This is a genomic window from Nostoc sp. FACHB-110, from assembly GCF_014697425.1.
In the GTDB taxonomy this organism is placed as follows: Bacteria; Cyanobacteriota; Cyanobacteriia; order Cyanobacteriales; family Nostocaceae; genus Nostoc_B.
In genome coordinates, this window is record NZ_JACJRU010000029.1 from 56,341 (window position 1) to 79,023 (window position 22,683).

Consider the following 22,683-nt stretch of genomic DNA (forward strand, 5'->3'; position numbering starts at 1 on the left):
AAAGTGACTAGTATTGATAATCACATCTCCTCTTTTTCATCAGAATTATTGATTCCTCAGGCTCCACCTGAGTACAAATCAGGGTTTATCGGCATTATTGGTCGCCCGAATGTCGGTAAATCTACTTTAATGAATCAATTAGTGGGACAAAAAATCGCTATCACATCGCCAGTAGCCCAAACTACACGCAATCGGTTGCGAGGAATTTTAACCACACCAGCAGCGCAGTTAATTTTCGTCGATACACCGGGAATTCATAAACCCCATCATCAATTGGGGGAAGTGTTAGTCCAAAATGCCAAAATTGCCATCGAGTCAGTAGATGTAGTACTATTTGTCGCAGATGCTACAGTAGCTTGTGGTGTTGGCGATCGCTACATTGCCGAATTACTAACGCGTAGTGATACACCAGTGATTTTAGGGTTGAATAAAACCGACCAGCAATCCCCAAATTCCCAGTCTATCGATGAAAGTTACCAACAACTAGCTGATGCAAATCACTGGCCGACAATTAAATTTTCGGCGAAGACGGGAGCAAAATTGCCAGAACTCCAACAATTACTAATTGAAAATTTAGAAACTGGGCCTTTATATTATCCGCCAGACTTAGTAACCGACCAGCCGGAACGGTTTATTATGGGCGAATTGATTCGGGAGCAAATTCTACTGTTAACTCGTGAAGAAGTGCCTCATTCAGTGGCGATCGCTATTGATAAAGTAGAAGAAACACCAGCTATTACCCGCGTTCTCGCCACTATCCACGTTGAGCGAGATTCCCAAAAAGGAATTTTAATCGGTAAGGGTGGTTCTATGCTGAAAAACATTGGGAGCGCCGCCCGCGAACAAATTCAAAAACTCATCTCTGGTAAAGTCTATCTAGAACTATTTGTCAGAGTTCAACCAAAATGGCGACAATCTCGCTTGAATTTGGCAGAGTTTGGCTATCGCGTGGAAGAGTAAAAGTAAACCTAACTACCTTGGTTAATGCTGTAATTCGTAATTAAGTCATTAATTACGAATTATTTTGATTATATGACTTACGCACAAGCTACGGAAAATCGTAGACGCGATAGCGGCTTGCCGCAGGCTACCACAGAGGCGCAGAGTTCACGGAGAAATGAGAGTTTGAGAGAAGTCCTAGATTATTTAAATTTCCCAATGGAGAGGCTAATTTGGCGTTGCATAAATGCGGGATGAATTGAGATGTTTAACAAAAATAAAATATTGATTCTTCGCGCCTTTGCGCCTTTGCGCGAAACAAAAAACATCCCACTAATCAGCAATGCCGCTAATTTCACACTTCATACTTCACACTTCATACTTCCAATGACCAACCCTAGCCCTTTTTTAAATCTCCCGACTGATACTGTCCCGTTGCGGGTGCTAATTGTTGAAGATGACCCAATGATGCAACTGGGACTAGAACAGTCTTTGATGGCTTATCCGCAGTTGGAGATTGTCGGACAGGCAGAAGATGGTTATTTAGGGGTACAGGCCGCCTTAAAATTAAAACCAGATTTGGTAGTAATGGATATTGGTTTACCCCGCTTGGATGGCATTGCGGCTACTCAGCAAATCAAAGCCGCTTTACCCGAAACTCATGTGGTGATGTTAACCTCCCACACTACGGAAACAGAGGTGATTGCGGCTTTATCTAGCGGTGCTGATGCTTATTGTATCAAAGGTGCGAGTGTCGAAAGATTATTAAAGGCGATCGCTGCGGCAGTTGATGGTGCAACTTATTTAGATCCGCAAATTGCTAGACGGGTAATAGATAATCTCAAACCTCCAGCAAATCAGGGAAACACCGCCAACCTTTCGGTGCGGGAATTGGAAGTTTTAAAGCTGATGGTGGAAGGTTTGAGTAACCCAGAAATTGCTGAAAGGTTGTATCTCAGTCCCAACACAGTTAAAACCCATGTGCGGGGAATTATGAACAAACTCGCAGTTGATGATCGGGTGCAAGCTGCTGTAGTAGCATTGCGATCGGGTTTGGTGTAGTAAAGTGTTGAGTAGGAACTTAGAAAGGTAGGTTGGGTGGAACGCAGTGAAACCCAACTTTCAGAATTTTGTTGGGTTACGCTCCTACAATTTTTTGCAACTGATAACTGATAACTGTTTACTGTTCACTGTTAAAAATTAAAAGTGGTACGAATTGCCCCGATAAAAATATCATCGTTATTAGAATTATTTTCTGGGTCAGTAACCAGAAAAAACCCTGGGGTGATGGCGATGTTATCGTTAACCAGGTAACGGTAAAAAACTTCGTAGTGCATAGAAATTGCATTATCTGAGACTGGTAATGCTGTACCGCTATTTAATTTGGGCGGTTGTCCAACCAACAAGCCAAATAAATCGCCTCTCCTACCAAAGGGATCGTACAATCCGAGAGAAACTGTATAGGTACTGCTGAGGGCGTAGGCATTGGAATTAATATAATCAGTGGAGACAAATCCTCCCCAAGCACCGAAAACTACTTGTTGGGTTAATTGCCATTTCAAACTCGCATTAACGGCTTGAATTTGTGCAGGTTGATTTAATGCGCCGGAGGTATCTGCATTCAAACTACCTGTGCCAGTATCGAGTTGACCGTTTTTAGAGTATGAGTTGATATAAGCCAAACCAGCTATGACAGAAGGTGTCGGTTTGTAGAGTAATTGCACTCCCAAAGCACTGTGGTCTGCACCGAATATACCTTGAGTGCTATCGTTACTATTTCGCGTCCCATAGGCGAACTGCAAGCGCAATTGGTCAGCAACCAACCAATCAAAACCTAAACCTGCATCTGTCGCGCCAATTTGAAATAGGGGAGTTGCACCCGCAAATAATGATAAGGCTCCTTGACCTGCATCTGCATAAGGTGAATTGGGACTAAGAACGCTGCTTAATCTAAAGCCTATGGGTTTGAAGGTAAACACAACGCGATCGCCTAATGCCAAAACCCGATAATCTATAGATGTGACTCTCACTTGACTATCATCATCTGATTGCCAAACTAATCTGGCCATGTTGGTATCAAACGCCCTAGCATTGGCAAAACTATCATTATCAGAGTTCCCCGTAACTAAGGCAACGCGAAAACGGTCTTTCCCAGTGAAGGAACCTGCTAGTTGTAATTGTGCCAAGTAAGTAAAAATGGTATTAGTTTCTCCACCGCCTGGGGGGCCGCCGCCAAAACCTGTAGCTAACCCAAAGATGGCTTGTCCGCCTAATTTCACTGTAGTGGAGAATTGTTGTGCTTCTATAGTTGCATTCCGCGCTTCTAGGGTGTCGATTCTATTTCTGAGTGTTGCTAGTTCGTCGGCAAATTCTTGTTGTAATTTCTGTAAGGTTTCTAAGTCAGCTTTTGTTACTTTATCTGCTGAACCACCAGCAATTAATTCGTTAATTCTATCTAAGGCAGCATTTAACCCAGCCGCAAATTCATAGCGCGTGATGGCACGGTTGCCTTTAAATGTAGCATCAGGATAACCAGCAATTACGCCATAACGCTCTACTAAAGATTGCAAAGCCACAAAAGCCCAGTCTGTTGGTTGGACATCAGATAATTGCGATACTGATGTCACGCGCTCCATATTACTTTCTTGAGATACTAAAAATTCTTCTGGTTCTGCTAGTGCGGGTGCAGTTAATAAGCATAATGCTGCCCCAGACAGAAGCAATACAGCTTTTTTATTGATCATTCCCACTCACACCTGATATTAAATAAAAAATTAGCTACGGAAACACGAACCTTAAAAATTTATTGCGAAATCCTTTACAAACTACTGAGGCCCAACATTAACGCTGTTATTGTTACCTCCAAAGCTGGAAGGTACTTGATTGGAGTTGTTATTACCGCCTGTAGTGGAGGGATTATTGGTATTACCGCCGTTATTGCTAGGCGGAGTTGTGGGTACAGTGGGATTTCCACGGTTATCCCTAATTACTGAAGCTGAGGGACGGGGATTTAAATCTCCTTCTGTACCATTGAGGGCATCACTTTGAAAGTTACGGGAAAAGCCTTGATATCGCTGGGCTTGATTGCGTAACGCTGCTAAAGTTTCTTTGCGTACAGATTGGAGTGTGGCTTGCACTGGCGTAGTTTCTTGGGCGATTAACTTTTCTTGCCCTGGCCCCAAACCAGAAGCTAAATTGATATTTTTATAAAATGTTTTCAGGTCAAATTCTCTGACATTACCCGCTACGCCATTAATCACGGCAACTGTTTGACCACCTTTGAGGGATACTGTTTTTGTGCCTTGTTGGTCAAAAATTTTAATGTCGCCATCGGTGAGTGCATAAACTTGGGTGGTGTTGCTGAGGCGATCGTGCGTTACCATAACTGCACTGGCAATTTGCGCTGGCGAGTATAAATCTGGTGTCGAGGTAGAACGCAACGCCATGATACTAATATTGCTTCCTGGGGTTTGTACTTCCGTCCCTACACTACCAGGCGGACTTAAAATCAAAGCTGTGCCATTGTCTAGCTTGAATATTGTTTCATTCAAAGCAATCAGATTCGGTAATTTGAAGCGACGTATCCCCGGTTCAAATCGGAAGATGCTTTTTTGGTCTACGCGAATCAGTGATTTATCGTTGAAGAATAATTGCGCTTGAGATTTATCGCCCGTTTTGACTGCATCTCGCGGAACTATGACATCTTTGGGCTTGGCGGGACGTTGCGGTTGATTATGTAATAACAGTTCAACCATTTTGATCAGTTTATAAATTTCGGCACGGGTCAAAATATCGCCTGACTCAGCCGATACTGGGGGTATGGCAGATAGGGTGAGTGCGCTGGCGATAATTAACGTGGTGATTGACCTCAACCGTTGGCGCAACATATTTTTCCTAGGGTAGCAATGTTAATACTGAAACACCTCGATTTTATAATACAAAGTTAATTGACATTATTTCGGAAAATTTTAGTTAGTCTTTGGCTTTGAAAACTGCTGGACTAATAACTGCACAGCCAAAGCGACTAAACCTAGGGCGACTATGCCAAATATGCCACTACCCAAGGCCACTATCCCCACAACTAAGGTGCGTACTGCTGAGGTAATTTTAATAACTAATTCGTTATTAGAATGGACGGGTTTGCTGGCAAAGCTAGTAGCGATCGCCATCATCAGCGAATATAGAGCATAAGCCAAGCTACTAGAAATGATTGCGCCTGTAATGCAGCGCAGTGGTGATGTTTGAACTTGGGTTGGGGTTTCTGGTGGTGTGCTGTTTTGGTCACTCATACAATTGGAACGTAAAAAAGTCCGAAAAAAATCTGAGACTATAATCAAAAGAAAATTTCTCTGTTGTCTCAGCTATGTCCACAATTCTATCTTGCTTAGATGTTACTCATATTCAGAGTGCTGAGATTTGTGAACTAACTCCCAAAGCAAGAAACCAGAGAGTTTATTTTTCTAATAGTGGCTTTGGTCATCCCCTAAAGTATACGGTTGGGATAATAAAGCTCATCATCATTCTTGCCTTACAGGAGCATTGAAAAACTTGGAAAACCGTAAAGAAAAAATCTTGGTAGTAGACGACGAAGCCAGCATTCGCCGCATTTTAGAGACTCGCCTGTCGATGATTGGTTACGATGTGGTGACAGCTGGCGATGGCGAAGAGGCCTTAGACGTGTTTCGCAAGTCTTCCCCAGACTTAATTGTTTTGGATGTGATGATGCCAAAGCTAGATGGTTATGGTGTGTGCCAAGAATTACGTAAAGAATCGGATGTGCCAATTATTATGCTAACTGCTTTGGCAGATGTGGCAGACCGGATTACTGGTTTGGAATTAGGTGCTGATGACTACATAGCTAAACCGTTTTCTCCGAAAGAGCTAGAGTCGAGAATTCGCTGTGTATTGCGACGGCGAGCCAGCAAAATTAGTACTGTTGGCGTTCCCAGTTCAGGAATTATGTATGTTGGTAATCTCAAAATTGATACAAATAAGCGACAAGTCTACAAAGGTGATGAACGAATTCGATTAACTGGTGTTGAGTATAGCTTGTTAGAGTTATTGGCCAGTCACTCAGGTAAGGCGTTTTCCCGTGGTGAGATTTTGCTAAAAGTCTGGGGTTATACTTCCGAACAACACGCCGATACTCGTGTTGTGGATGTACATATTTCCCGATTAAGGGGTAAGTTAGAAGATGACCCCAACAATCCCGAGTTAATTTTGACCTCTAGAGGCGCGGGTTATCTGTTTCAAAGGATTACTGACTCAGATCATTAACTATAAATTAACCTGCAGTAAAATTTCTCGGAAAGTTTTGACCGAAATTTGGCCAAACATTAGATAGACAAGCTCTGGGAAGAGAAGCTGATTTTTATCGCAATTAAATACTGCTATTGACTGCAAATAGACATGACTTGTTCAAATCTTTGACAAGTTTCTGTCACATTTAACTTTTAATTTAATAAAAGTTAGAACCCAGTTAGAAAAGCATACACAGTATTACCAAATCTCTAACTTTGGAGATATGGATATGATCCATTTTCTTCTCAATCCAGATGTCTGTGTCAAGGTTCAAAAATATGCAACATATCTCTAGTCGCTTGGTAGATGTCAGAGATAAAAATGAACCATTTTTATCTAATGCTGATTTGGTACGTACCTATCTCTATGAAATTGGGCGTATTCCTTTATTGAGTCATGAGCAGGAAATCAACTTTGGTAAGCAAGTTCAACGGATGATGATGTTGCTGGCTGCCAAAGAAGAATTAACGATTCAATTACAGCGTCAACCTACAAAATCAGAGTGGGGTGAATATGTCAATCTTTCTGAAGAATTACTTTTACAACAACTGCAACAGGGATATCAAGCCAAGCAAAAAATGATTAGAGCTAATCTCAGGCTTGTAGTATCGATTGCCAAGAAATATCAAAGGCGGAATTTAGATTTTCCTGATTTAATTCAAGAAGGAAGTTTGGGTTTAGAGCGAGGAGTGGAAAAATTCGATCCGGCTATGGGCTATAAGTTTTCAACTTATGCTTATTGGTGGATTCGTCAGGCCATCACCAGAGCGATCGCTGAAAAAGGACGCACTATCCGCTTACCTATTCATATTACCGAAAAGCTCAATAAAATCAAACGCACACAACGTGAATTAGCCCAAAAATTAGGTTCTACTCCTACTGCGAGTGATATTGCTAAAGAACTATGTTTAGAACCCAAACAAGTTCGGGATTATTTACTTTTAGCACGTCAGCCTGTGTCTTTAGAGTTACGAGTTGGCCCTGATAAAGATACAGAACTGTACGATATGTTAGAAGATAATAGCCCATCTCCAGAAGCCTATGCTGAACACAGTTTTTTGCAACAAAATATTCAAGAATTACTGTTAAAATTAACCCCGCAACAACGGGAAATATTAACTTTGCGGTTTGGTTTAGCCGATGGCAATGGAATGTCTTTGGCTGAAATTGGTCAACGAATGGCAATTAGCCGAGAAAGAGTAAGACAGTTAGAATTACAAGCTTTGATGGTTTTGCGACGACACAAAGATACAATTCGTAGTTATCTAGCCAGTTAATATAGCAATCTTAAATGAGTTGACATCATCAATAAAATGTAAGTATTCAGGAGTCAGAATGGGAGAAAATTTCATCACATTCTTCAGGGTAAAAATAGTCTAATTATCCTAAATTATTCTTAAATTCTGACTTCTGTGTGCTGAATTCTTACAATAAAATAGCATTGCCATATTAGTAACCCAATATAAAAGCATCAATAAGCTGGCAGAAATTTTTGATTTTTTTTATGCCAGCGAAGTTGGCTCATTGGCATAAAAGTTTCTTTAAAACCAAATAGCATTTATCTTGCCAGATAACACAATTTAGTTGTGTTATCATTCTCATTGAACCCATAAATAACAAATATTTGCGGCATTTTCATACCGATACAACGAGTCTAGAAACCTTTAGCATAATCTTGAATCAGTATGATAATCACTCATTCAGCCAAAATAGTTTCTCAAACTGCAACTATCAAATCTGTGTTTCTGCCCAAATTCGTTTATGACAACCCATACATAGCACAGTTAATCAACAGCTTAAAGTACGAAGGAATTGAATTAAATCTTCCTAGCGAATCTTCATCACAGAGCTTCTTTTTACCTATTTTATTTTCACCTAAAAAAGCAGATTTTGTCCATTTTCATTGGTTACATCCATTCTTTCAACATAAAAATCCATTGGTAAATACAGTCAAACTATTTCTAGTTGCCTTGCAGTTAATTATCCTCAAGTTGCTGAATATCAAAATTATTTGGACTGTACATAACCTCAAAAATCACGAAAATGTTAATTTGGTTTTTGAGCGAATCTGTAGCATTATCATGGCTAAATTATCTAATGCTATTATTACTCATTGCCAAATTGCCAAAACAGATGCCATTAAAGAGTTTCAAATACGCAATCAAGCGAAAGTATTTGTTGTTCCACATGGCAATTATATAGAATGTTACGAAAACAAAATTGATAAGTCATCAGCTAGAAAACGCTTGGGTTTAAAATCTTCTAGTTTTGTGTTTCTTTTTCTGGGTTCGATTCGCCTTTACAAAGGAGTATTTGAACTAATAGAGACATTCTCTCAATTACCAGGAGACAATATTGAATTAGTAATTGCTGGTAGAGTTCACGATGATAGTCTAGAAATGACAGAAATATTAAGACAGAAGATTGCTAATGATAGCAGAATCAAGTTCTTTCCAGGTTTTATTCCTAATGATGAGATTCAAGTTTATATGAATGCTTGTGATGTAGTTCTCTTTCCCTACCGAGATATTTTGACATCTGGTGCAGTGCTGTTGGCAATGTCTTTTGCTAAAGCTTGTATAGCACCGCGTAGAGGTTGTATTGGCGAAGTCCTAGCAGATAATGGGGCATTTTTATATCAAATAGATGATCAGCAGGGCTTACAAAAATCTATGGATTCTGCTTTAGAAAGGCAGGATGAGCTATTTTCTATGGGTCAGTATAACTTTCAGCTAGCTAAACAGTATAACTGGCAATATATTGCAGCTATGACTGCTGATGTATATGGTTATTGTCTGCGGCCTTCTCAATCATAAAATTGAATTGGGCCAGACTTTATCGGTTTTCTGGTCTGATTAAAATAGCTTTTGGTTGACTTGCATTAATTGACACTCTCACGCTACACCGCAAAGCAGTGTAGCGTGATATTCTTGCTTCTCAGGAATACGCTAAAAGCAGATTTGCCAGGAGATAGCTTTGTCAAAAATCAACTTTTTTAAACAACACCTTACAGTCATTGGAGTTACTCTGCTGGCAATGACCATCACAGCTTGCGATAACCGGGCTAAATCACAATTACCATCTGCCAATAGTCCAACGGTAGCCAATCTTTCAGATACGTCCAATCCAACTTCCCCACAAAATTCTGCGAGTTCCCAATCGCTGGAGCAACAAGCTGTCCAAGCTATTCATGATTATTACGATGCTATTGCCCGTCAAGACTATCAACAAGCGTACTTGGCTTGGGATGGAGATGGATTTGCCAGCAAGCAGTCGTTTGAGGAATTCAAGCAAGGTTTTGCTAACACTGTATCTATTAATGAGGAGGTTGGAAAACCAGGAAGACTAGAAGGGGCGGCTGGCTCGCTATATATTGAAATTCCAGTTACTATTACTTCTGTCACTACCAATGGGACTCCGCAACGATTTAATGGTAGTTATAAACTGCGACGAGTTAATGACGTTCCTGGCTCAACTCCAAAGCAACGTAGATGGCATATCTACTCAGCTAATATTTCACTTGAGCAGTAATTTTCCACTATTTCTATTAAATTTGCTAAGATTGGAGCTTAATTTTTGATTTTAACAGACAGAATACAGCAGTTTTAGATTAAGCCAAGTATTGTGGACAGTAACCCAATCCTTTGATCACATCTGTTCGGAAAACCTCAATATCATCGCACTTAGGAACCCCATGAGAAACTAGAGAAACGTGATACTGACGCATCACCTCAGTAATCGTTGCTCCTGACTCCAATTTCATCAGTACTGAATTTATTAACTTAGAGGGAGTGTAAACTACTCCTAGTTCATTGAAGACAGCTTGAATATTTTTTTCCTGTTGAGGCTCAATAGCGGATTTGATTTGGATGTTAACTATCCATCCATCTCTTTGATTAATAACTGTCACAATGCTAGAAGAAATATAAGAACAGTTGGCTAAATAATTAACTAGATACAGTGTTAGGCTAGCATTTTCTAAATGATAAAGATATTGCTTCTCTTGATTGACCGAGGTGCGAATAAAACCTAATATTGAAGTAAGTTTTGACGCTAAATTCTTATTGTTAGTCATAATTTTAACTGTTTTGTAAATTCTAATTTTTAATGAAAAGCGATTAATTCTTCTACCAATTTGAGATAGATAATATTATTTTATACAATGTCTTGACTTGAACTCAGGTTAAATCAAGATTTTTATCTTGTATATGTATCATAAAATTCTCAGATGGCATTTGCACGGTTGTTATCAGTTAAATGTTGATTTATTCATAAAAACTATTATCACAACAACTGAAATAAGATGCAGCTTACTTTTGATAGACTAATAGTCTGTGGCTTTAGGAGTAGGAATACTTCTATTTATTTAGACTCGCCTTAACCAAAGTAATGGTCATGACAAACTTTCTTACTAGTTGTATTCATATTTAACTAAAATTGTCAATGACTATGGAGTATATATTTTTATATTCAAGCAATTGGAATGTATAACACCGCGTTGAGGTTGTCAGAACAAATTCCTCCAAGCTTGCTCGCGTGCAGCAAGCTGCTTATGCGCTAATGGCCAAAGAGCAGAAACAGGTTTTTCATTTAACCATTAGACTTGTCCGGAATATTAACTTATGCAGTTGTTTTATCCTTTGATCAAAAATTGATACTGACAAGCGATCGCACTCTGCATGGAATTAAGTAAGTGTAGTAGGTAAATCCTGACTGAGATATTCTAAATCAATAGAGGTGCACAGGTGTAGGGGAGAAATGACAGTAACCTCTCCCTCGCTTCAATTTATGGATAAAAGCACAAACATATATTAATTTTTTTTAAATAGCGGTAATAATTGCCGAAAATCAGCTTGTTTTTCTTGAACAAGAATACATCCGCCTGAATCAATGAGTGGTGGGTCTTTTTACACCACTCATTGAAGACCAGCAAATCTATAGATTTGGTGGGGGATTTAAACCCATTTATTTATCCGTGACTTCGTACAGAATTCATGCACTCATTCTGGCGGTTTTTCAGCTTACTACCAGTCTTTTTTCTGACTCCGAACTTAGGTTAAGTAATGAAATTAAAGGAAAGAATTTATGGCTCTCATCGATGAGGTGAAAAAGGTTTGTTCGCGCCTAGCACCGTTTGGCTGGCGAGACTTACTACTCCAGCAAGGGCTAGATATTACAGCTGCAAATCTCCAACAGGAATTAACTAAAGAACTACCTGCTATCAATCGGCGAATAGTAGGGTTTGAAGACTTTGCCTTTGAAGGAAAACGAGCCATAGAAGCAGGAAATCCGTCTCGAAGTTTATTGTTTCATGCTTTGGCTTCACCCAATGTCGTGAGTGACAATCTCAGCGTCTATCCGACGTTAGCAGAACTGGAAATCATTGAAAATTATATTTATGGCGTGCAGCCTCCTTCTTTGCAGGATTTACAAGTTATAGCTCAAAGACAACCATTAGCCATCGCTGTGTTTGCTTTTGAGTATCGTCCGGCATCAGAAACTGTTCACCGCCAGTATGCTGATGTTTGTTTTTCGCGCACAGGTGTAGCAAGAGTGGGAACTGCTCCAGCCCTATATAATGAAAAATTACGGGGATTTTTGCCTGCTAGTGAAACAGACTCAAAAGAAACTTTTCGCGTCTTACCTGCACGCTATTGTGCCTATATTGCAGTTCAACGCAGTGGCAACCGAGATACTTTTGGCCCGTTGCGTTTTCAAGATGAAGATAATAATAGACTATTCTGGGTTCCCATTCATAAGCTATTCAACGGGCCAGAATGCATTCGTGGTTTTGACTTACAAGTGACTTTAAATGCTCATCATGTCAATCAAAAACTGCGACGGATTCATTTAGCATTGCAAAATACAGGATGGGATGAGCCAGACATTAGCCAGGCGCCATTTATCTTTACAGAAGGAATTGCTGAATTAACAACAGCATCTGACCTTGGTACAGGGCTTTTAGTTCCCGTTGTTCACCCAAATTTAATTGAAGCAGCTACTTATCAAGGAAAACTGCTGACCTTTAAAGTTCCACCAAATAGCCCGACTCTATCTTCTAGTCTGGCAATACCAGCTGATGAAACGACAGGAGCAAGACACGCTCCTGAATATGTTCATGTGCGCCATAAAATATTGCCCAATGGTCAACAAGAAAATCTCAACGACCAGAAAGATGTGGAAGCGGCTGTAAAAGCAGGTAATTACAATGCTCAACATTACCTTGACTTTACAGGTGATGGTTGGATTGAAGCAATATGTCCAGAATTGGCGGTGGCAATTCCTCGCAACATACCTGCCTATTCTTTAGTAACTGCCCCAGATTTTTTCCCTAGTTGCGACCAGCGAGAGCTATTAGAATGGACAGAGCAGTCAGTACCTAGCAGACTGAGACAAAATCTCTGGCGAATTCCCCCAGAAACTTTATCTGATACTCGCTTTGCTCCTAACCTGCAATTAGAAGGTGTTGATTTTCGACCAGAAGATAAAACTGTAACTGCAATTGTCTCGTTACCTCGCCAGGGTTCGGTGCGACAAATGCCGTTGAATACTTCTCCCACAATCCGACAAGGGTATCTCACAGATACGGCCGCGGGGGTGTTTGCTCCTGGTTGGGATGTGAGTTTTGATCGCACCAACGAAGTGGAACACTTAGCAAGCTACGGCTTAGGCAGTCCTTTTCCAGAGGACTCCAAACTTTGTGCTGCACTTAGCACATTTTGGCCCGCAGTCGCTCCTGATGCCGCTCGGACATTTCAGCCAAATCCTGCTTGGCCTACTGTTAGCCCGTTAACAGATTCAGAAATTGGTCAAGTTGGCAATTTACCGTGGGACGGAATCCCAGGCCCTCGACGCATCACCAAAGATGGCAAAGAGTTGATAGAGTATTCAGACTTTGCTCATGCAGATTACGTAGAAAGTTCTTTGCAGAAGAAATTTTCGCTCTCTTTAACGGCTAAGGTTGATGTGCGTGAATACGAAGCTAGAGTATTGGCGATGGCAAATGTTTATCAAGTTTTAAGAATCAGACCTGAAGCTAGGGGGCAATGGAGCATATTGTCGTTTCAACTAGTGCAACAGAACAATTCCGAATTACAACAGGCACAAACGCAAACACGCACTCTTCTTAGTGGAAATATTTATCGGTTTGAAATTTATCGTCATGGAAATTCATTTTTAGACCCAGCAGATTCTCGACAACGCTTGGTTGAAATTGAAGAAACCGTAACGCTGTTTGTTACAGCAGTCAATATTTTGTGGAAACGCGGTAATGGAAGTTGGTCTAGAAGACGTGTCTAATCCTGATGTACTTGTGGTTGGAGGTGGCCCGGCTGGTTGTGCTAGTGCGATTACCTGCGCCCAACTCGGATTAAAAGTTGTCCTGATTGAGTCTAGGCCATTTCCGCGTACACACCCTGGTGAAACATTACACCCTGGCGTAGAACCATTGCTGAAGCAGTTAGGAGTTCTTGAGCAAGTGTTAGAAGCTGGTTTTCTTCGTCACACTGGAAATTGGGTGCAGTGGTCAGGTGCGAGAGAGTTTGTTCGCTTTGGCGCGGATGATTCGGGAGTATGGCTAGGATTTCAAGCATGGAGAGCCGATTTTGATGCGATTTTGCTTCATCAAGCCAAGGCCATCGGTGTGAAAGTTCTACAACCTTGCTACGCTTCGCACTTACTGATGGATGGGTGCAGAGTAATTGGCGTTGAGACATCCCTGGGAACTTTTCGGGCAGCTAAAATCATTGATGCTGCGGGAAGTAATCATTGGCTTGCTCAAAAATTAGGGTTAGAAATCCGATATCATTCTCCGCGTCTGATTGCCTATTATGGTTATGTAGCAGGGGAATGTTCAGCCAGAGATATTGCTCCAGCGATTGTTGCTGATTCCTGCGGTTGGACGTGGACTGCAAAAGTGCGGCCACAACTTTATCAATGGACTCGTTTATCGTTGGGAAAACAGAAAATTCCCCAAGACTGGCTCCCCAATGAATTTGTGGGATTGAAAATTGCGCAAAAAATGCGGGCATCTGATGTCAGTTGGCGAATTGTTCGACAATCAGCTGGAAATGGTTACTTTATCGTTGGGGATGCCGCAATGACACTTGACCCGACATCAAGTCATGGTGTTCTCAAAGCAATTATGTCTGGGATTTGGGTTGGCCATTCCATAGCATCGGAATTTTTAGGTAATCTAACTGAGCGACAAGCTATTGAGCAGTACTGTTTGTGGATTCACAACTGGTTTCAACACGATGTCAAAAATCTCACTCAGCTTTATAGCCAGTCAGGTGTTCCGTTTGTCGATACTCTGCCACTTGAATCTTTATTCACATCTTGCACCTAGCGACTGAAGTCGCAGCTACACAGACAAAACCCGCCTGCGCGGGTTCCAAACCCATCATTTTAAGTTAGTCCGCCTACGCGGACTTTGTTTGTATAGCCACGAATTCCATTCGTTGGGGCTAGATGCAAGATATGTATTTAGGGAAAATATTTGTTTGATGCTTTAATTTGATTAAACAACTACAATCAAAAATTATGAACAATACATTAATTGATAAAACCTTCCGCGATAGCGACGGTAATGTTGTCATTGCTCAGATGCCCAACTTACCGCTAATTGTGTGGTTTGTCACAGGTATATTATCGTTAGTTTTTTCTACTGGGAAAATTAATATAGTGTTTGATACTCTGGCGACTGGCTCGTTGTTTACTTGGGCTTGGCTGGAATTGTTTGACGGTGTTAATTATTTTCGCAGAGCTATAGGCCTTGCGGCATTGATTGGTATTGTTGCATTTAAACTTCAGTCGTAATTTTGATTTAGGCTGAGTGAACAAGGCAAAAGTAAAAAGTTAAAAAGCAAAAGTCGCCAGCCCATTTATAGCGATTCCCAGTTAAGTGAGGTACAGGTAATATTTTGAAACGCAGAGGTACGCAGAGATTTGTACTTCAGCAGACTAGGAAACGCTATATTTATGGGGATTACTTTTGACTTTTTACTTTTTAAGATGCTATCTGAATGCCATGTGTAATGGTGCGAGTCACAAACAATTCTAAATCTTCGTCGGGAATTGTTTCTCTAATAAATTTTTTGACTGCTTGGGCTTGGGGTTCCGACTCGACAATTGCAAACACACTCGGCCCGGAACCAGACATCATGGTTCCGAGAACTCCTGGTTGAGTTGCAAACAATTCGCGCAGTTGCATGACTTGGGAATAAGCAGGTAAAACTACACGCTCTAAATCGTTGTGCAATTTTTGGGCAATTTCTGTTGCCTCTTTATGGACTATTGCTTGGACTATTTCACCTGAATGAACTGCGGCGGCGCGGGCGGCTAAATCTTCGGTGTCTTTGAGATAGGTGTGACCAAATTCTTGACGATAGGTTTTGTATGCCCAAGGGGTAGATACTTCTAGGCTCCGATATTTGGCCAATACTATATATATATGATCTAAACTCGGTAGTGGTGCGAGTTGTTCTCCTCTACCTGTAGCGATCGCTGTTCCACCTGCGACACAAAATGGTATATCTGAACCTAAAGTAGCACCCAACTCTTCAATTTCTGTTTGGGTCAGTCCCAAGTTCCACAATAAATCTATCCCTACCAAAACTGCTGCCGCATTTGTTGAACCTCCCGCTAACCCAGCCGCCACCGGAATATTTTTCTCTAATGTAATTTCCACTCCACCATGTTTCGCCGCAGCTTCGGGAAATTGTTTGGTCATTAATTCGGCGGCGCGATAGACGAGATTAGTTTTATCGGTGGGAACTTGGGGATGGTTACAGTGGACGCGAATAATTTGTTCACTGATGGCGCGGACAGAAATTTTGTCGGCGAGGTCGATGCTTTGCAATATCATGACTAACTCATGATAACCATCAGCGCGATCGCCGATGATTTCCAGATACAAATTAATTTTGGCAGGAGCGATGAGGGTGTAACTACGCATCTTGAGGGCTGAGTTCTGAGTTAAAAGTGCTGAGTAGGTTACTCAGGCTTACCCATTGCTGAGTGCTGATTTCTTCAGCTCTGGCTTGGGGATTTATTTCTAATTGTTCCAGTAATTGGGTCAGGCGATCGCGGTCAATTACAGATTGCAAGTTGTTCCGTAACATTTTGCGCTTTGACCCAAAACCTAACTTTACCAGATTCTCTAATCTGCGTGGGTCGTTGGCAAGAATTTCTAACTGACGTGGACGCAACCTGACAACAGCCGAGTCTACTTTTGGCGGTGGATAAAATGCACTTGCTGGAACTGTACAAATTAACTCACATTCTGCTAAATACTGCACCCTAACTGATAACGCGCCAAAGGTTTTTGAACCTGCTTTAGCATACAATCTTTCTGCTACTTCTTTTTGAATTAATAGCACGATGGAATCGAATGGTTTGGGGTTAGGATTGGCGATTGCTCCTAATAGTTTTTCGATGATTGGCCCGGTAATGTTGTAGGGGATATTCGCCACTACTTTATTCGCGTTTTGAAAGTTGGGAAACGCTGTTAAATTCGCGGCTAAATCTAACTCTAAAAAATCACCTTGTAATAATAAAAAATTTTCTTTACTTCCTAATTCTTTGACTAATAACTTACATAAATCCCTATCGATTTCGACTGCTAATAAAGACTGTACTAAAGGTAATAAACGCCGTGTCAAAATGCCTGTACCCGGCCCGATTTCCAGGATGCGGTCATTTGTACTACACTCTGCCGCCTGCACTATGGCGTTGAGAGCCTTGTCACTTTTGAGCCAATGTTGAGCAAAAACCTTGCGCGGTCGTACCATCTATTTCTCTTTTCCTATAATGTTTTGGGCGTTTAACCAAAAATCCATTTCTTACTTTTTGCTTACTTTTAATTAATAATTTTTGTAGCTATATTGCCTAATTTTGTGGACATATTAGTTTAAATGTGGTAATTAAAACAGGCGATCGCAACTTCAACTTACCCATTGCGATCGCCTATCATTATCTAACTGAGATTATCAGGGTCGATACCCAAAGCGCGTAATTGTTCGCGTAATCGAGCATTTTCTTGTTCAGCTATTTCCGCGCGTTGGCGTTCAACTTCCGCGCGTTGGCGTTCAACTTCCGCGCGTTGACGTTCAACTTCCGCGCGTTGGTGTTCAACTTCCGCACGCTCATCTCCCGTCAACAAAAAATTACCTTGTTCATCCCACCAGCGCAACCAAGGTAATTCTACATTTTGATAACGACCTTGCCAGATACCTAACTCCACACCCATAGGCGGAATTGCATAACGTCCTCTATCGTTAGGAAGCATTTTTTCATAATGATTGGCAACTAATTGATAGACTTCCACCGAGGCTTTTTTAACTTCATAAATACCATAATAAGGAGGACGGATAATATTTTCATAAATCCAAAATTTCCCTTTATAGGGAGTTTTATCTCGTTCCTCTGCTCCGGTTCCCGACACAAATTCTAAAACAATTAATGGCGCAATTAATTCTTGCCAAAACACATAAGAACGTCGAATTTCACCATTGAGAGTTGGGGGAACATTCGGAACATAAAACCAATCTGGTGCTTCTGCACCTTTTTCTGGTGGATCTGTTAACTGCCAGTAGATACCAGAATCTTGACCAATACAATAATATCCATCAGGATGAATTGCTTGTAACCGTGGCAGAATAGAATCAGTTAATAAAATACTTTGTGGATGTTCCTGGAAATTTTTCACAAAATTGCCATCAGAATCTGGTAGCTGAGTATGATCTGGTAGAGTCAGATTTTTGTTGGCGATGATCATAGTATTACCTCACCTTTCCTACTCCAACGCTAAATGTAGTTTAAGAGCAGCATCAACTAATTGCATTAACTCTTCATTTAAACTATTTACCACTTCTCCTATAATTCTTTGCTGAGAAATGGTGCGTATCTGTTGCGCCTGTATTTTAGAAGGTTTAGGTAAACCACTATCTTCTGGACTAAGTAAAACTTCAAACGGATAAACACGCTTAACATTCGATGTAATTGGTAGAATTGTCACCGTGTCAGCAGCATTATTATTTGCATTATTACTGACTATCAGCACCGGACGGCGTTTATCCATCTCTGAGCCTACAGTTGGACTGAGATTTGCATAATAAATATCACCACGCTTCATCTGCTAATCCATCCGCAATCGTAACATCCCAATCATGATCAACTTCAGTAGATGCGGCTCGATAAGCTGCTTCTAATTCCTGTTGTCGTAACAATTGCAGTGCCATTTCAATAACTTGAGAGCGAGATTTACAGCCTTTGGCTAGTTTATAACTTTCCACAAATCTTACCAGAGGAGCCGATAAGGAAATTGATAGTTTTTCAACTTGCATAGAGCATTACCTAAAAGTAGTAAAAAGTTTCTTACTTAATGGTAGTTTATCAAGTAGCATAGCTGTGTTCATCTTTTATATTTATTCTCTTGTGCGTGATACAAAATATTTATGCGAAAATGCTAAGTAAAAACTGAGTATAGTATGTCAGACATATCTACAGACAGCTTATGGATTGTTACCGACGACACACCGCAAATTTCGATTCCTGACGGGAGAAAAGGCGCAATAGGCAACACCCGCAGCAGCTGGGGAGAAGAAACCGAAAAAGCACCTACTAGCACTAAAGGCGATGCTGTGAAAGTTGATGCTCAAACATTAGAGCAGAACATGGCACATTTTCTGCAAGTGGTAGGACGCTTGTTTAGCCGTGCAGAACAGCAAGCAAATTCTAAAATGCAGCTAGAAGAAATTGAACTATCGGTAGAAATTAGCGGCGAAGGGGAAGTTAAGTTAATTGGTAGCGGTGTCAAAGCTAGTGGGAAAGGTGCGATAAAGCTGACATTTAAGCGACAAGAAGCAAAGTAGCCGTCATAAACTGCGTACACAACACAACTTTGACTCAGCACTCAGCACTTTCAATTCAGATGGCGAAAAATTGGGCGATCGCAGTTGGCATTAACCAGTATGATTATCTGCAACGGCTAAACTATGCCAAGCGGGATGCAGAATCAATCCAGCATTTTCTTTGCAACAAAGCGGGGTTTGAGAAGATATTTTTCTTCACCGATGACTCCCCTGATATTGGCGGTAAATCAACTCGTCCCACCCGTGCAAATTTGCGGCGCGTCTTTTTAGAGTTATTTAATCAACCCTTCATGGGTGCAGGTGATAACTTCTGGTTCTTTTTTAGTGGACATGGGATGCGCCATGCTGAACGCGATTATCTCATGCCCTTAGATGGGAACCCGGCAGATATTGAAGAAACAGCGATACCCATTAACTTTGTCACCGAACGGTTGCGGCGTTGTGGTGCTGATAATGTTGTGTTGATTTTAGATGCTTGTCGCAGTTTGGGAACTCGCGCGGGTGAAGGTATTGGGAGACAGACAGAAGAGGAAGCGCGACAAAAAGGCGTGATTAGTATATTTTCCTGTAGTCCCCAGGAATATTCTTATGAAATTGACGCATTACAGCAAGGTGCTTTTACTACAGCGTTATTAGAAGGGTTGGGTATTAAAGGACAATGCGCCACTGTTGAAAGGTTGAACCAATATCTTAATTTGCGTGTGCCGGAAATTGTACGTCAGCATAAAAATGCGCGGCAAACACCATATATTATTGCGGAACCTGTAAATAAATCGCACCTGATACTTGTACCACGATATGCAACCCTGGCGGATATTGCTACATTGAAAAATGACGCTTATCGCGCAAAAGATGAAGGAAATTTAGATTTAGCAGAACAATTATGGATACGGGTGTTAGCTGCGGCTTCTGGTACAGATATGGAAGCGGTGAGGGCGTTGCAAAGAATTGAACGGTTAAGAAACTCAACTCCTGATATACCTCAACAACCCCAGCAACCAATTTCACCTAAGTCAGCTACAAATACACCTGTAAACACACAGTCTTCAAAGTCAGCTTCATCACGAACTAATAATACTCCTCCAAATCCTAGACCTATCACACCAAAAAATCCTACACCTGTTGAAACTCCTTCACCGTCACCAGTAATTAACCTGTCGCGGCGACGAGTAATTCAAACAGTTGGGTTTGCGGGTGCTGGTTTAGGTTTAGCAATTATAGTACCGCGCCTTTGGCAATCTAATTCAGGAGAAAACCCTGTTATTCAACCTGCAACTTCACAAAAACTCAACTTACAAACCTTTCCATTTCAAACTGCGAAGGTAGATGAAAAAGGGAATGTTATCAGTCGCCCTGAACTGAAAGGAAAGCAGTTTGTAGAAGACTTGGGAAATGGTATCACGTTAGAAATGGTGCAGATACAAGGGGGAACCTTTATGATGGGTTCACCGGAAGGGGAGAAAGACCGAGGTTCAGATGAAAGTCCCCAGCATCAAGTAAAAGTTTCAGGTTTTTTCATGGGGAAATATGAAATTACTCAGGCGCAGTATCAAGCAATTATGGAGAAAAATCCTTCCAGTTTCAAAGGTGAGAAACGACCTGTAGAAAAGGTGAGTTGGGATGATGCGGTAGAGTTTTGTAAAAAACTCAGTCAAAAAACAGGACGCACATATCGGCTACCCAGTGAGGCGGAATGGGAATATGCTTGTCGTGCGGGAACAACTACGCCGTTTTATTTTGGGGAAACCATCACCCCAGAATTAGTTAACTACAATGGTAACTATCCCTACGGTGCTGCACCCAAAGGTGAATATCGTCAGCAAACAACAGATGTAGATAAATTTCCGCCAAATGCTTTCGGTTTGTGTGATATGTGTGGTAATATATGGGAATGGTGTCAAGATGTATATAACGATAGTTACCAAGGCGCGCCGAGAGATGGGAGTGCGTGGTTAACTGGTAAAGATAATAACATAAGGATGCTGCGTGGCGGTTCGTGGTTCAGAAGTGCTAGGTTCTGTCGGTCTGCCTACCGTTACAACTTCGCGCGCGAGGATCGTAACCTCGATGCGGGTTTTCGTGTGGTTGCGGGGGCGTAAATCAGTTATCAGTGAACAGTTATCAGTTATCAATGAAAACTACGAATTATCAGTGAACAGTTATCACAGAAGATTAATAACTACGAATAAACTCAGAGGCTGTAATACTGATTTATTCATAAACTGATAACTGTCTACTGTTAACTGTTAACTGACATGAACAGCTTGGTATATGAAAAAGCATATAAGTTTGCTATCCGAATAGTTAAGGCACACAAATATCTTACTCAAGACAAAAAAGAATTTATTTTATCGAAGCAACTAATCAGAAGTGGTACATCAATAGGTGCTAACATTGCTGAAGCCAATGGAGGAATTTCAGCAGCAGATTTTTCTGCCAAAATATCCATTGCATATAAAGAATGTCTGGAAACTAAATATTGGCTTTCTCTCTTGAAAGACACAGAATATATAGAAGAAAAAGCATTTAAAAGTATTTACACAGACGCAGACGAAATAGGAAAAATGCTATTTTCAATCCTCAAAAAAACAAGAATTAACAGTAATCAGTGAACAGTGAACAGTGAACAGTTACAGCATTTTTCAGTTTAGTGCAGTACATCTTTCAAAGGGGAGAGAGACTAGGGGCTAGGGACTAGAGACTAGAAAATGTACCTCATCCATATCAAAAATGCTGTATCAATAAAAAACTGATAACTGATAACTGATAACTGGTAACTGGTAACTGATAACTGACACCTGATAACTGTCAAAAAACTCCATATCCTGTATATTCTCGCATTTGGGGAGCTTGAAATCCTAAAACAATATCATCTTTAGGAACCCCTCGCTCGACAAGTTCTTGAGCCACTCTCATTTCCGTCATATTCTGCTCAATTGAAATTTTTCCCTGCTTAATATCTAAATGTAAAACACAGCCATAAACTCGCCGATGACCATCCCAACCCACATTCATAACCATATAATGGTCTTGTTTTGTATCAAAAACTGTGTAACAATCAATCTGACCATTTGCTATTGGGATAGCAGCATAAACTGTCAGCAATGACTGAATGATATTGCGATAAGACTCTAGGGTATCCATTGTAAAATCACCTCTTGAATCGGGTCATAAATAATTTGTTTAATCTGATATCTCTCTACAGATAGTTGGGCAAATTCCCGCTTGAAAAAAGCTTCATAAACACCTACAGGTATTGCCAAATAAAGAATTCGAGTTGGGTCACTGATTTCTAAAGCAAGTCGATAATTCAAAAACTGCCCTAACGCAGCATGGTAATCTGTGAGTGGTGAATCACTCAAAAATGTTTTAATTTCAACTGCAATTTTTTCTTTACCTCGCTCTGCTGCTAATAGTTGTTCAGCACCTAAATCTATTTCAAATTTAGTTCCGCCAACTTCCAGTCGCAGAGGATCATCGGTTATTTTCCACTGCTCCTTTTCTAAAGCAATTCTAACCACAGCATGAAATTTATCTTTAGCTGCCATAGTTGACTTTTTCTGATTTACTT

The 22,683-nt window shown here is 40.8% G+C and carries 23 protein-coding genes; 12 read left to right on the top strand and 11 right to left on the bottom strand.

What is annotated here, in order from left to right:
* The first annotated feature begins 3 nt into the window (after positions 1 to 3).
* The gene (era, locus tag H6G69_RS22775; RefSeq protein ID WP_190691402.1) at positions 4 to 960 is read left to right on the top strand and encodes a GTPase Era; all 957 of its coding nucleotides are present in this window, start codon (positions 4 to 6) and stop codon (positions 958 to 960) included.
* A gap of 366 nt (positions 961 to 1,326) precedes the next feature.
* On the top strand, positions 1,327 to 2,001 hold the full coding sequence (locus H6G69_RS22780) for a response regulator transcription factor (protein WP_190691403.1): 675 nt from the start codon (positions 1,327 to 1,329) through the stop codon (positions 1,999 to 2,001).
* Positions 2,002 to 2,132: 131 nt separating this feature from the next.
* Here the strand turns inward: H6G69_RS22780 and H6G69_RS22785 are convergent, their stop codons facing one another.
* The 3 genes from H6G69_RS22785 to H6G69_RS22795 all read right to left on the bottom strand — a co-directional run bounded on the left by H6G69_RS22785 (position 2,133) and on the right by H6G69_RS22795 (position 5,228).
* Positions 2,133 to 3,683, bottom strand: coding sequence for an iron uptake porin (locus tag H6G69_RS22785; RefSeq protein WP_190691404.1), 1,551 nt, complete (start codon positions 3,681 to 3,683; stop codon positions 2,133 to 2,135).
* 81 nt (positions 3,684 to 3,764) lie between these two features.
* Positions 3,765 to 4,826 carry a hypothetical protein gene (locus H6G69_RS22790; RefSeq protein WP_190691405.1) on the bottom strand — a complete coding sequence of 354 codons (1,062 nt, stop codon included), beginning with the start codon at positions 4,824 to 4,826 and terminating at the stop codon, positions 3,765 to 3,767.
* Positions 4,827 to 4,907: 81 nt separating this feature from the next.
* Positions 4,908 to 5,228 carry a DUF3082 domain-containing protein gene (locus tag H6G69_RS22795; protein WP_190691406.1) on the bottom strand — a complete coding sequence of 107 codons (321 nt, stop codon included), beginning with the start codon at positions 5,226 to 5,228 and terminating at the stop codon, positions 4,908 to 4,910.
* Between the two features lie 259 nt (positions 5,229 to 5,487).
* On the opposite strand from H6G69_RS22795, the gene rpaB reads away from it, so the two are divergent.
* The 4 genes from rpaB to H6G69_RS22815 all read left to right on the top strand — a co-directional run bounded on the left by rpaB (position 5,488) and on the right by H6G69_RS22815 (position 9,771).
* Positions 5,488 to 6,216 (top strand): response regulator transcription factor RpaB, encoded by a 729-nt coding sequence (gene rpaB, locus H6G69_RS22800; protein WP_190691407.1) that lies wholly within the window; start codon positions 5,488 to 5,490, stop codon positions 6,214 to 6,216.
* Positions 6,217 to 6,518: 302 nt separating this feature from the next.
* On the top strand, positions 6,519 to 7,517 hold the full coding sequence (locus H6G69_RS22805) for an RNA polymerase sigma factor, RpoD/SigA family (RefSeq protein WP_190691408.1): 999 nt from the start codon (positions 6,519 to 6,521) through the stop codon (positions 7,515 to 7,517).
* A gap of 408 nt (positions 7,518 to 7,925) precedes the next feature.
* Positions 7,926 to 9,056 carry a glycosyltransferase gene (locus tag H6G69_RS22810; RefSeq protein ID WP_199336238.1) on the top strand — a complete coding sequence of 377 codons (1,131 nt, stop codon included), beginning with the start codon at positions 7,926 to 7,928 and terminating at the stop codon, positions 9,054 to 9,056.
* A 160-nt stretch (positions 9,057 to 9,216) separates the two neighbouring features.
* Entirely contained in the window at positions 9,217 to 9,771 is a 555-nt protein-coding gene (locus tag H6G69_RS22815; RefSeq protein WP_190691409.1) for a hypothetical protein, read from the top strand.
* Between the two features lie 79 nt (positions 9,772 to 9,850).
* On the opposite strand, the gene H6G69_RS22820 is transcribed toward H6G69_RS22815, so the two are convergent.
* Positions 9,851 to 10,315 (bottom strand): hypothetical protein, encoded by a 465-nt coding sequence (locus tag H6G69_RS22820; RefSeq protein ID WP_190691410.1) that lies wholly within the window; start codon positions 10,313 to 10,315, stop codon positions 9,851 to 9,853.
* Between the two features lie 1,010 nt (positions 10,316 to 11,325).
* On the opposite strand from H6G69_RS22820, the gene H6G69_RS22825 reads away from it, so the two are divergent.
* The 3 genes from H6G69_RS22825 to H6G69_RS22835 all read left to right on the top strand — a co-directional run bounded on the left by H6G69_RS22825 (position 11,326) and on the right by H6G69_RS22835 (position 15,057).
* Positions 11,326 to 13,539 carry a hypothetical protein gene (locus H6G69_RS22825; protein ID WP_190691411.1) on the top strand — a complete coding sequence of 738 codons (2,214 nt, stop codon included), beginning with the start codon at positions 11,326 to 11,328 and terminating at the stop codon, positions 13,537 to 13,539.
* Positions 13,511 to 14,587: an NAD(P)/FAD-dependent oxidoreductase gene (locus H6G69_RS22830; protein WP_190691412.1), complete on the top strand. Its 1,077-nt coding sequence runs from the start codon at positions 13,511 to 13,513 to the stop codon at positions 14,585 to 14,587. Before H6G69_RS22825 ends, H6G69_RS22830 begins: the two co-directional genes overlap by 29 nt.
* A 194-nt stretch (positions 14,588 to 14,781) precedes the next feature.
* Entirely contained in the window at positions 14,782 to 15,057 is a 276-nt protein-coding gene (locus H6G69_RS22835) for a hypothetical protein (protein WP_190691413.1), read from the top strand.
* A 190-nt stretch (positions 15,058 to 15,247) separates the two neighbouring features.
* On the opposite strand, the gene ispE is transcribed toward H6G69_RS22835, so the two are convergent.
* The 5 genes from ispE to H6G69_RS22860 form a co-directional block, all read right to left on the bottom strand.
* Entirely contained in the window at positions 15,248 to 16,195 is a 948-nt protein-coding gene (ispE, locus tag H6G69_RS22840; protein ID WP_190691414.1) for a 4-(cytidine 5'-diphospho)-2-C-methyl-D-erythritol kinase, read from the bottom strand.
* Positions 16,188 to 17,030, bottom strand: coding sequence for a 16S rRNA (adenine(1518)-N(6)/adenine(1519)-N(6))-dimethyltransferase RsmA (gene rsmA, locus H6G69_RS22845; protein WP_190691415.1), 843 nt, complete (start codon positions 17,028 to 17,030; stop codon positions 16,188 to 16,190). The genes ispE and rsmA overlap by 8 nt, the downstream gene beginning before the upstream one ends.
* A 185-nt stretch (positions 17,031 to 17,215) precedes the next feature.
* Positions 17,216 to 18,016, bottom strand: a complete 801-nt coding sequence (locus tag H6G69_RS22850; RefSeq protein ID WP_190691416.1) for a Uma2 family endonuclease — start codon at positions 18,014 to 18,016, stop codon at positions 17,216 to 17,218.
* Between the two features lie 18 nt (positions 18,017 to 18,034).
* Positions 18,035 to 18,373: a type II toxin-antitoxin system PemK/MazF family toxin gene (locus tag H6G69_RS22855; RefSeq protein ID WP_190691417.1), complete on the bottom strand. Its 339-nt coding sequence runs from the start codon at positions 18,371 to 18,373 to the stop codon at positions 18,035 to 18,037.
* Positions 18,360 to 18,584, bottom strand: a complete 225-nt coding sequence (locus H6G69_RS22860) for a CopG family transcriptional regulator (RefSeq protein WP_190691418.1) — start codon at positions 18,582 to 18,584, stop codon at positions 18,360 to 18,362. Before H6G69_RS22860 ends, H6G69_RS22855 begins: the two co-directional genes overlap by 14 nt.
* A 144-nt stretch (positions 18,585 to 18,728) precedes the next feature.
* On the opposite strand from H6G69_RS22860, the gene H6G69_RS22865 reads away from it, so the two are divergent.
* The 3 genes from H6G69_RS22865 (at position 18,729) to H6G69_RS22875 (ending at position 21,724) form a co-directional block, all read left to right on the top strand.
* A complete protein-coding gene (locus H6G69_RS22865; protein ID WP_190691419.1) occupies positions 18,729 to 19,112 on the top strand; it encodes a hypothetical protein in 384 nt (127 codons plus the stop codon).
* Positions 19,113 to 19,171: 59 nt separating this feature from the next.
* Positions 19,172 to 21,211: an SUMF1/EgtB/PvdO family nonheme iron enzyme gene (locus H6G69_RS22870; protein ID WP_190691420.1), complete on the top strand. Its 2,040-nt coding sequence runs from the start codon at positions 19,172 to 19,174 to the stop codon at positions 21,209 to 21,211.
* A gap of 156 nt (positions 21,212 to 21,367) precedes the next feature.
* The gene (locus H6G69_RS22875; protein ID WP_190691421.1) at positions 21,368 to 21,724 is read left to right on the top strand and encodes a four helix bundle protein; all 357 of its coding nucleotides are present in this window, start codon (positions 21,368 to 21,370) and stop codon (positions 21,722 to 21,724) included.
* A gap of 196 nt (positions 21,725 to 21,920) precedes the next feature.
* Here the strand turns inward: H6G69_RS22875 and H6G69_RS22880 are convergent, their stop codons facing one another.
* A complete protein-coding gene (locus tag H6G69_RS22880) occupies positions 21,921 to 22,256 on the bottom strand; it encodes a XisI protein (protein WP_190691422.1) in 336 nt (111 codons plus the stop codon).
* The gene (locus H6G69_RS22885; RefSeq protein WP_190691423.1) at positions 22,244 to 22,660 is read right to left on the bottom strand and encodes a XisH family protein; all 417 of its coding nucleotides are present in this window, start codon (positions 22,658 to 22,660) and stop codon (positions 22,244 to 22,246) included. The genes H6G69_RS22880 and H6G69_RS22885 overlap by 13 nt, the downstream gene beginning before the upstream one ends.
* Between the last annotated feature and the right edge of the window lie 23 nt (positions 22,661 to 22,683).

What these genes read in the sequence shown, in the direction of transcription:
- H6G69_RS22790 (WP_190691405.1), bottom strand. Translation starts at nt 4,826, where the DNA reads ATGTTGCGCCAACGGTTGAGGTCAATCACCACGTTAATTATCGCCAGC.
- H6G69_RS22825 (WP_190691411.1), top strand. Translation starts at nt 11,326, where the DNA reads ATGGCTCTCATCGATGAGGTGAAAAAGGTTTGTTCGCGCCTAGCACCG.
- H6G69_RS22820 (WP_190691410.1), bottom strand. Translation starts at nt 10,315, where the DNA reads ATGACTAACAATAAGAATTTAGCGTCAAAACTTACTTCAATATTAGGT.
- rsmA (WP_190691415.1), bottom strand. Translation starts at nt 17,030, where the DNA reads ATGGTACGACCGCGCAAGGTTTTTGCTCAACATTGGCTCAAAAGTGAC.
- H6G69_RS22860 (WP_190691418.1), bottom strand. Translation starts at nt 18,584, where the DNA reads ATGCAAGTTGAAAAACTATCAATTTCCTTATCGGCTCCTCTGGTAAGA.
- H6G69_RS22810 (WP_199336238.1), top strand. Translation starts at nt 7,926, where the DNA reads ATGATAATCACTCATTCAGCCAAAATAGTTTCTCAAACTGCAACTATC.
- ispE (WP_190691414.1), bottom strand. Translation starts at nt 16,195, where the DNA reads ATGCGTAGTTACACCCTCATCGCTCCTGCCAAAATTAATTTGTATCTG.
- H6G69_RS22865 (WP_190691419.1), top strand. Translation starts at nt 18,729, where the DNA reads ATGTCAGACATATCTACAGACAGCTTATGGATTGTTACCGACGACACA.
- H6G69_RS22880 (WP_190691422.1), bottom strand. Translation starts at nt 22,256, where the DNA reads ATGGATACCCTAGAGTCTTATCGCAATATCATTCAGTCATTGCTGACA.
- H6G69_RS22835 (WP_190691413.1), top strand. Translation starts at nt 14,782, where the DNA reads ATGAACAATACATTAATTGATAAAACCTTCCGCGATAGCGACGGTAAT.
- H6G69_RS22785 (WP_190691404.1), bottom strand. Translation starts at nt 3,683, where the DNA reads ATGATCAATAAAAAAGCTGTATTGCTTCTGTCTGGGGCAGCATTATGC.
- H6G69_RS22780 (WP_190691403.1), top strand. Translation starts at nt 1,327, where the DNA reads ATGACCAACCCTAGCCCTTTTTTAAATCTCCCGACTGATACTGTCCCG.
- H6G69_RS22885 (WP_190691423.1), bottom strand. Translation starts at nt 22,660, where the DNA reads ATGGCAGCTAAAGATAAATTTCATGCTGTGGTTAGAATTGCTTTAGAA.
- H6G69_RS22850 (WP_190691416.1), bottom strand. Translation starts at nt 18,016, where the DNA reads ATGATCATCGCCAACAAAAATCTGACTCTACCAGATCATACTCAGCTA.
- H6G69_RS22830 (WP_190691412.1), top strand. Translation starts at nt 13,511, where the DNA reads ATGGAAGTTGGTCTAGAAGACGTGTCTAATCCTGATGTACTTGTGGTT.
- H6G69_RS22870 (WP_190691420.1), top strand. Translation starts at nt 19,172, where the DNA reads ATGGCGAAAAATTGGGCGATCGCAGTTGGCATTAACCAGTATGATTAT.
- H6G69_RS22805 (WP_190691408.1), top strand. Translation starts at nt 6,519, where the DNA reads ATGCAACATATCTCTAGTCGCTTGGTAGATGTCAGAGATAAAAATGAA.
- H6G69_RS22855 (WP_190691417.1), bottom strand. Translation starts at nt 18,373, where the DNA reads ATGAAGCGTGGTGATATTTATTATGCAAATCTCAGTCCAACTGTAGGC.
- H6G69_RS22795 (WP_190691406.1), bottom strand. Translation starts at nt 5,228, where the DNA reads ATGAGTGACCAAAACAGCACACCACCAGAAACCCCAACCCAAGTTCAA.
- H6G69_RS22875 (WP_190691421.1), top strand. Translation starts at nt 21,368, where the DNA reads ATGAACAGCTTGGTATATGAAAAAGCATATAAGTTTGCTATCCGAATA.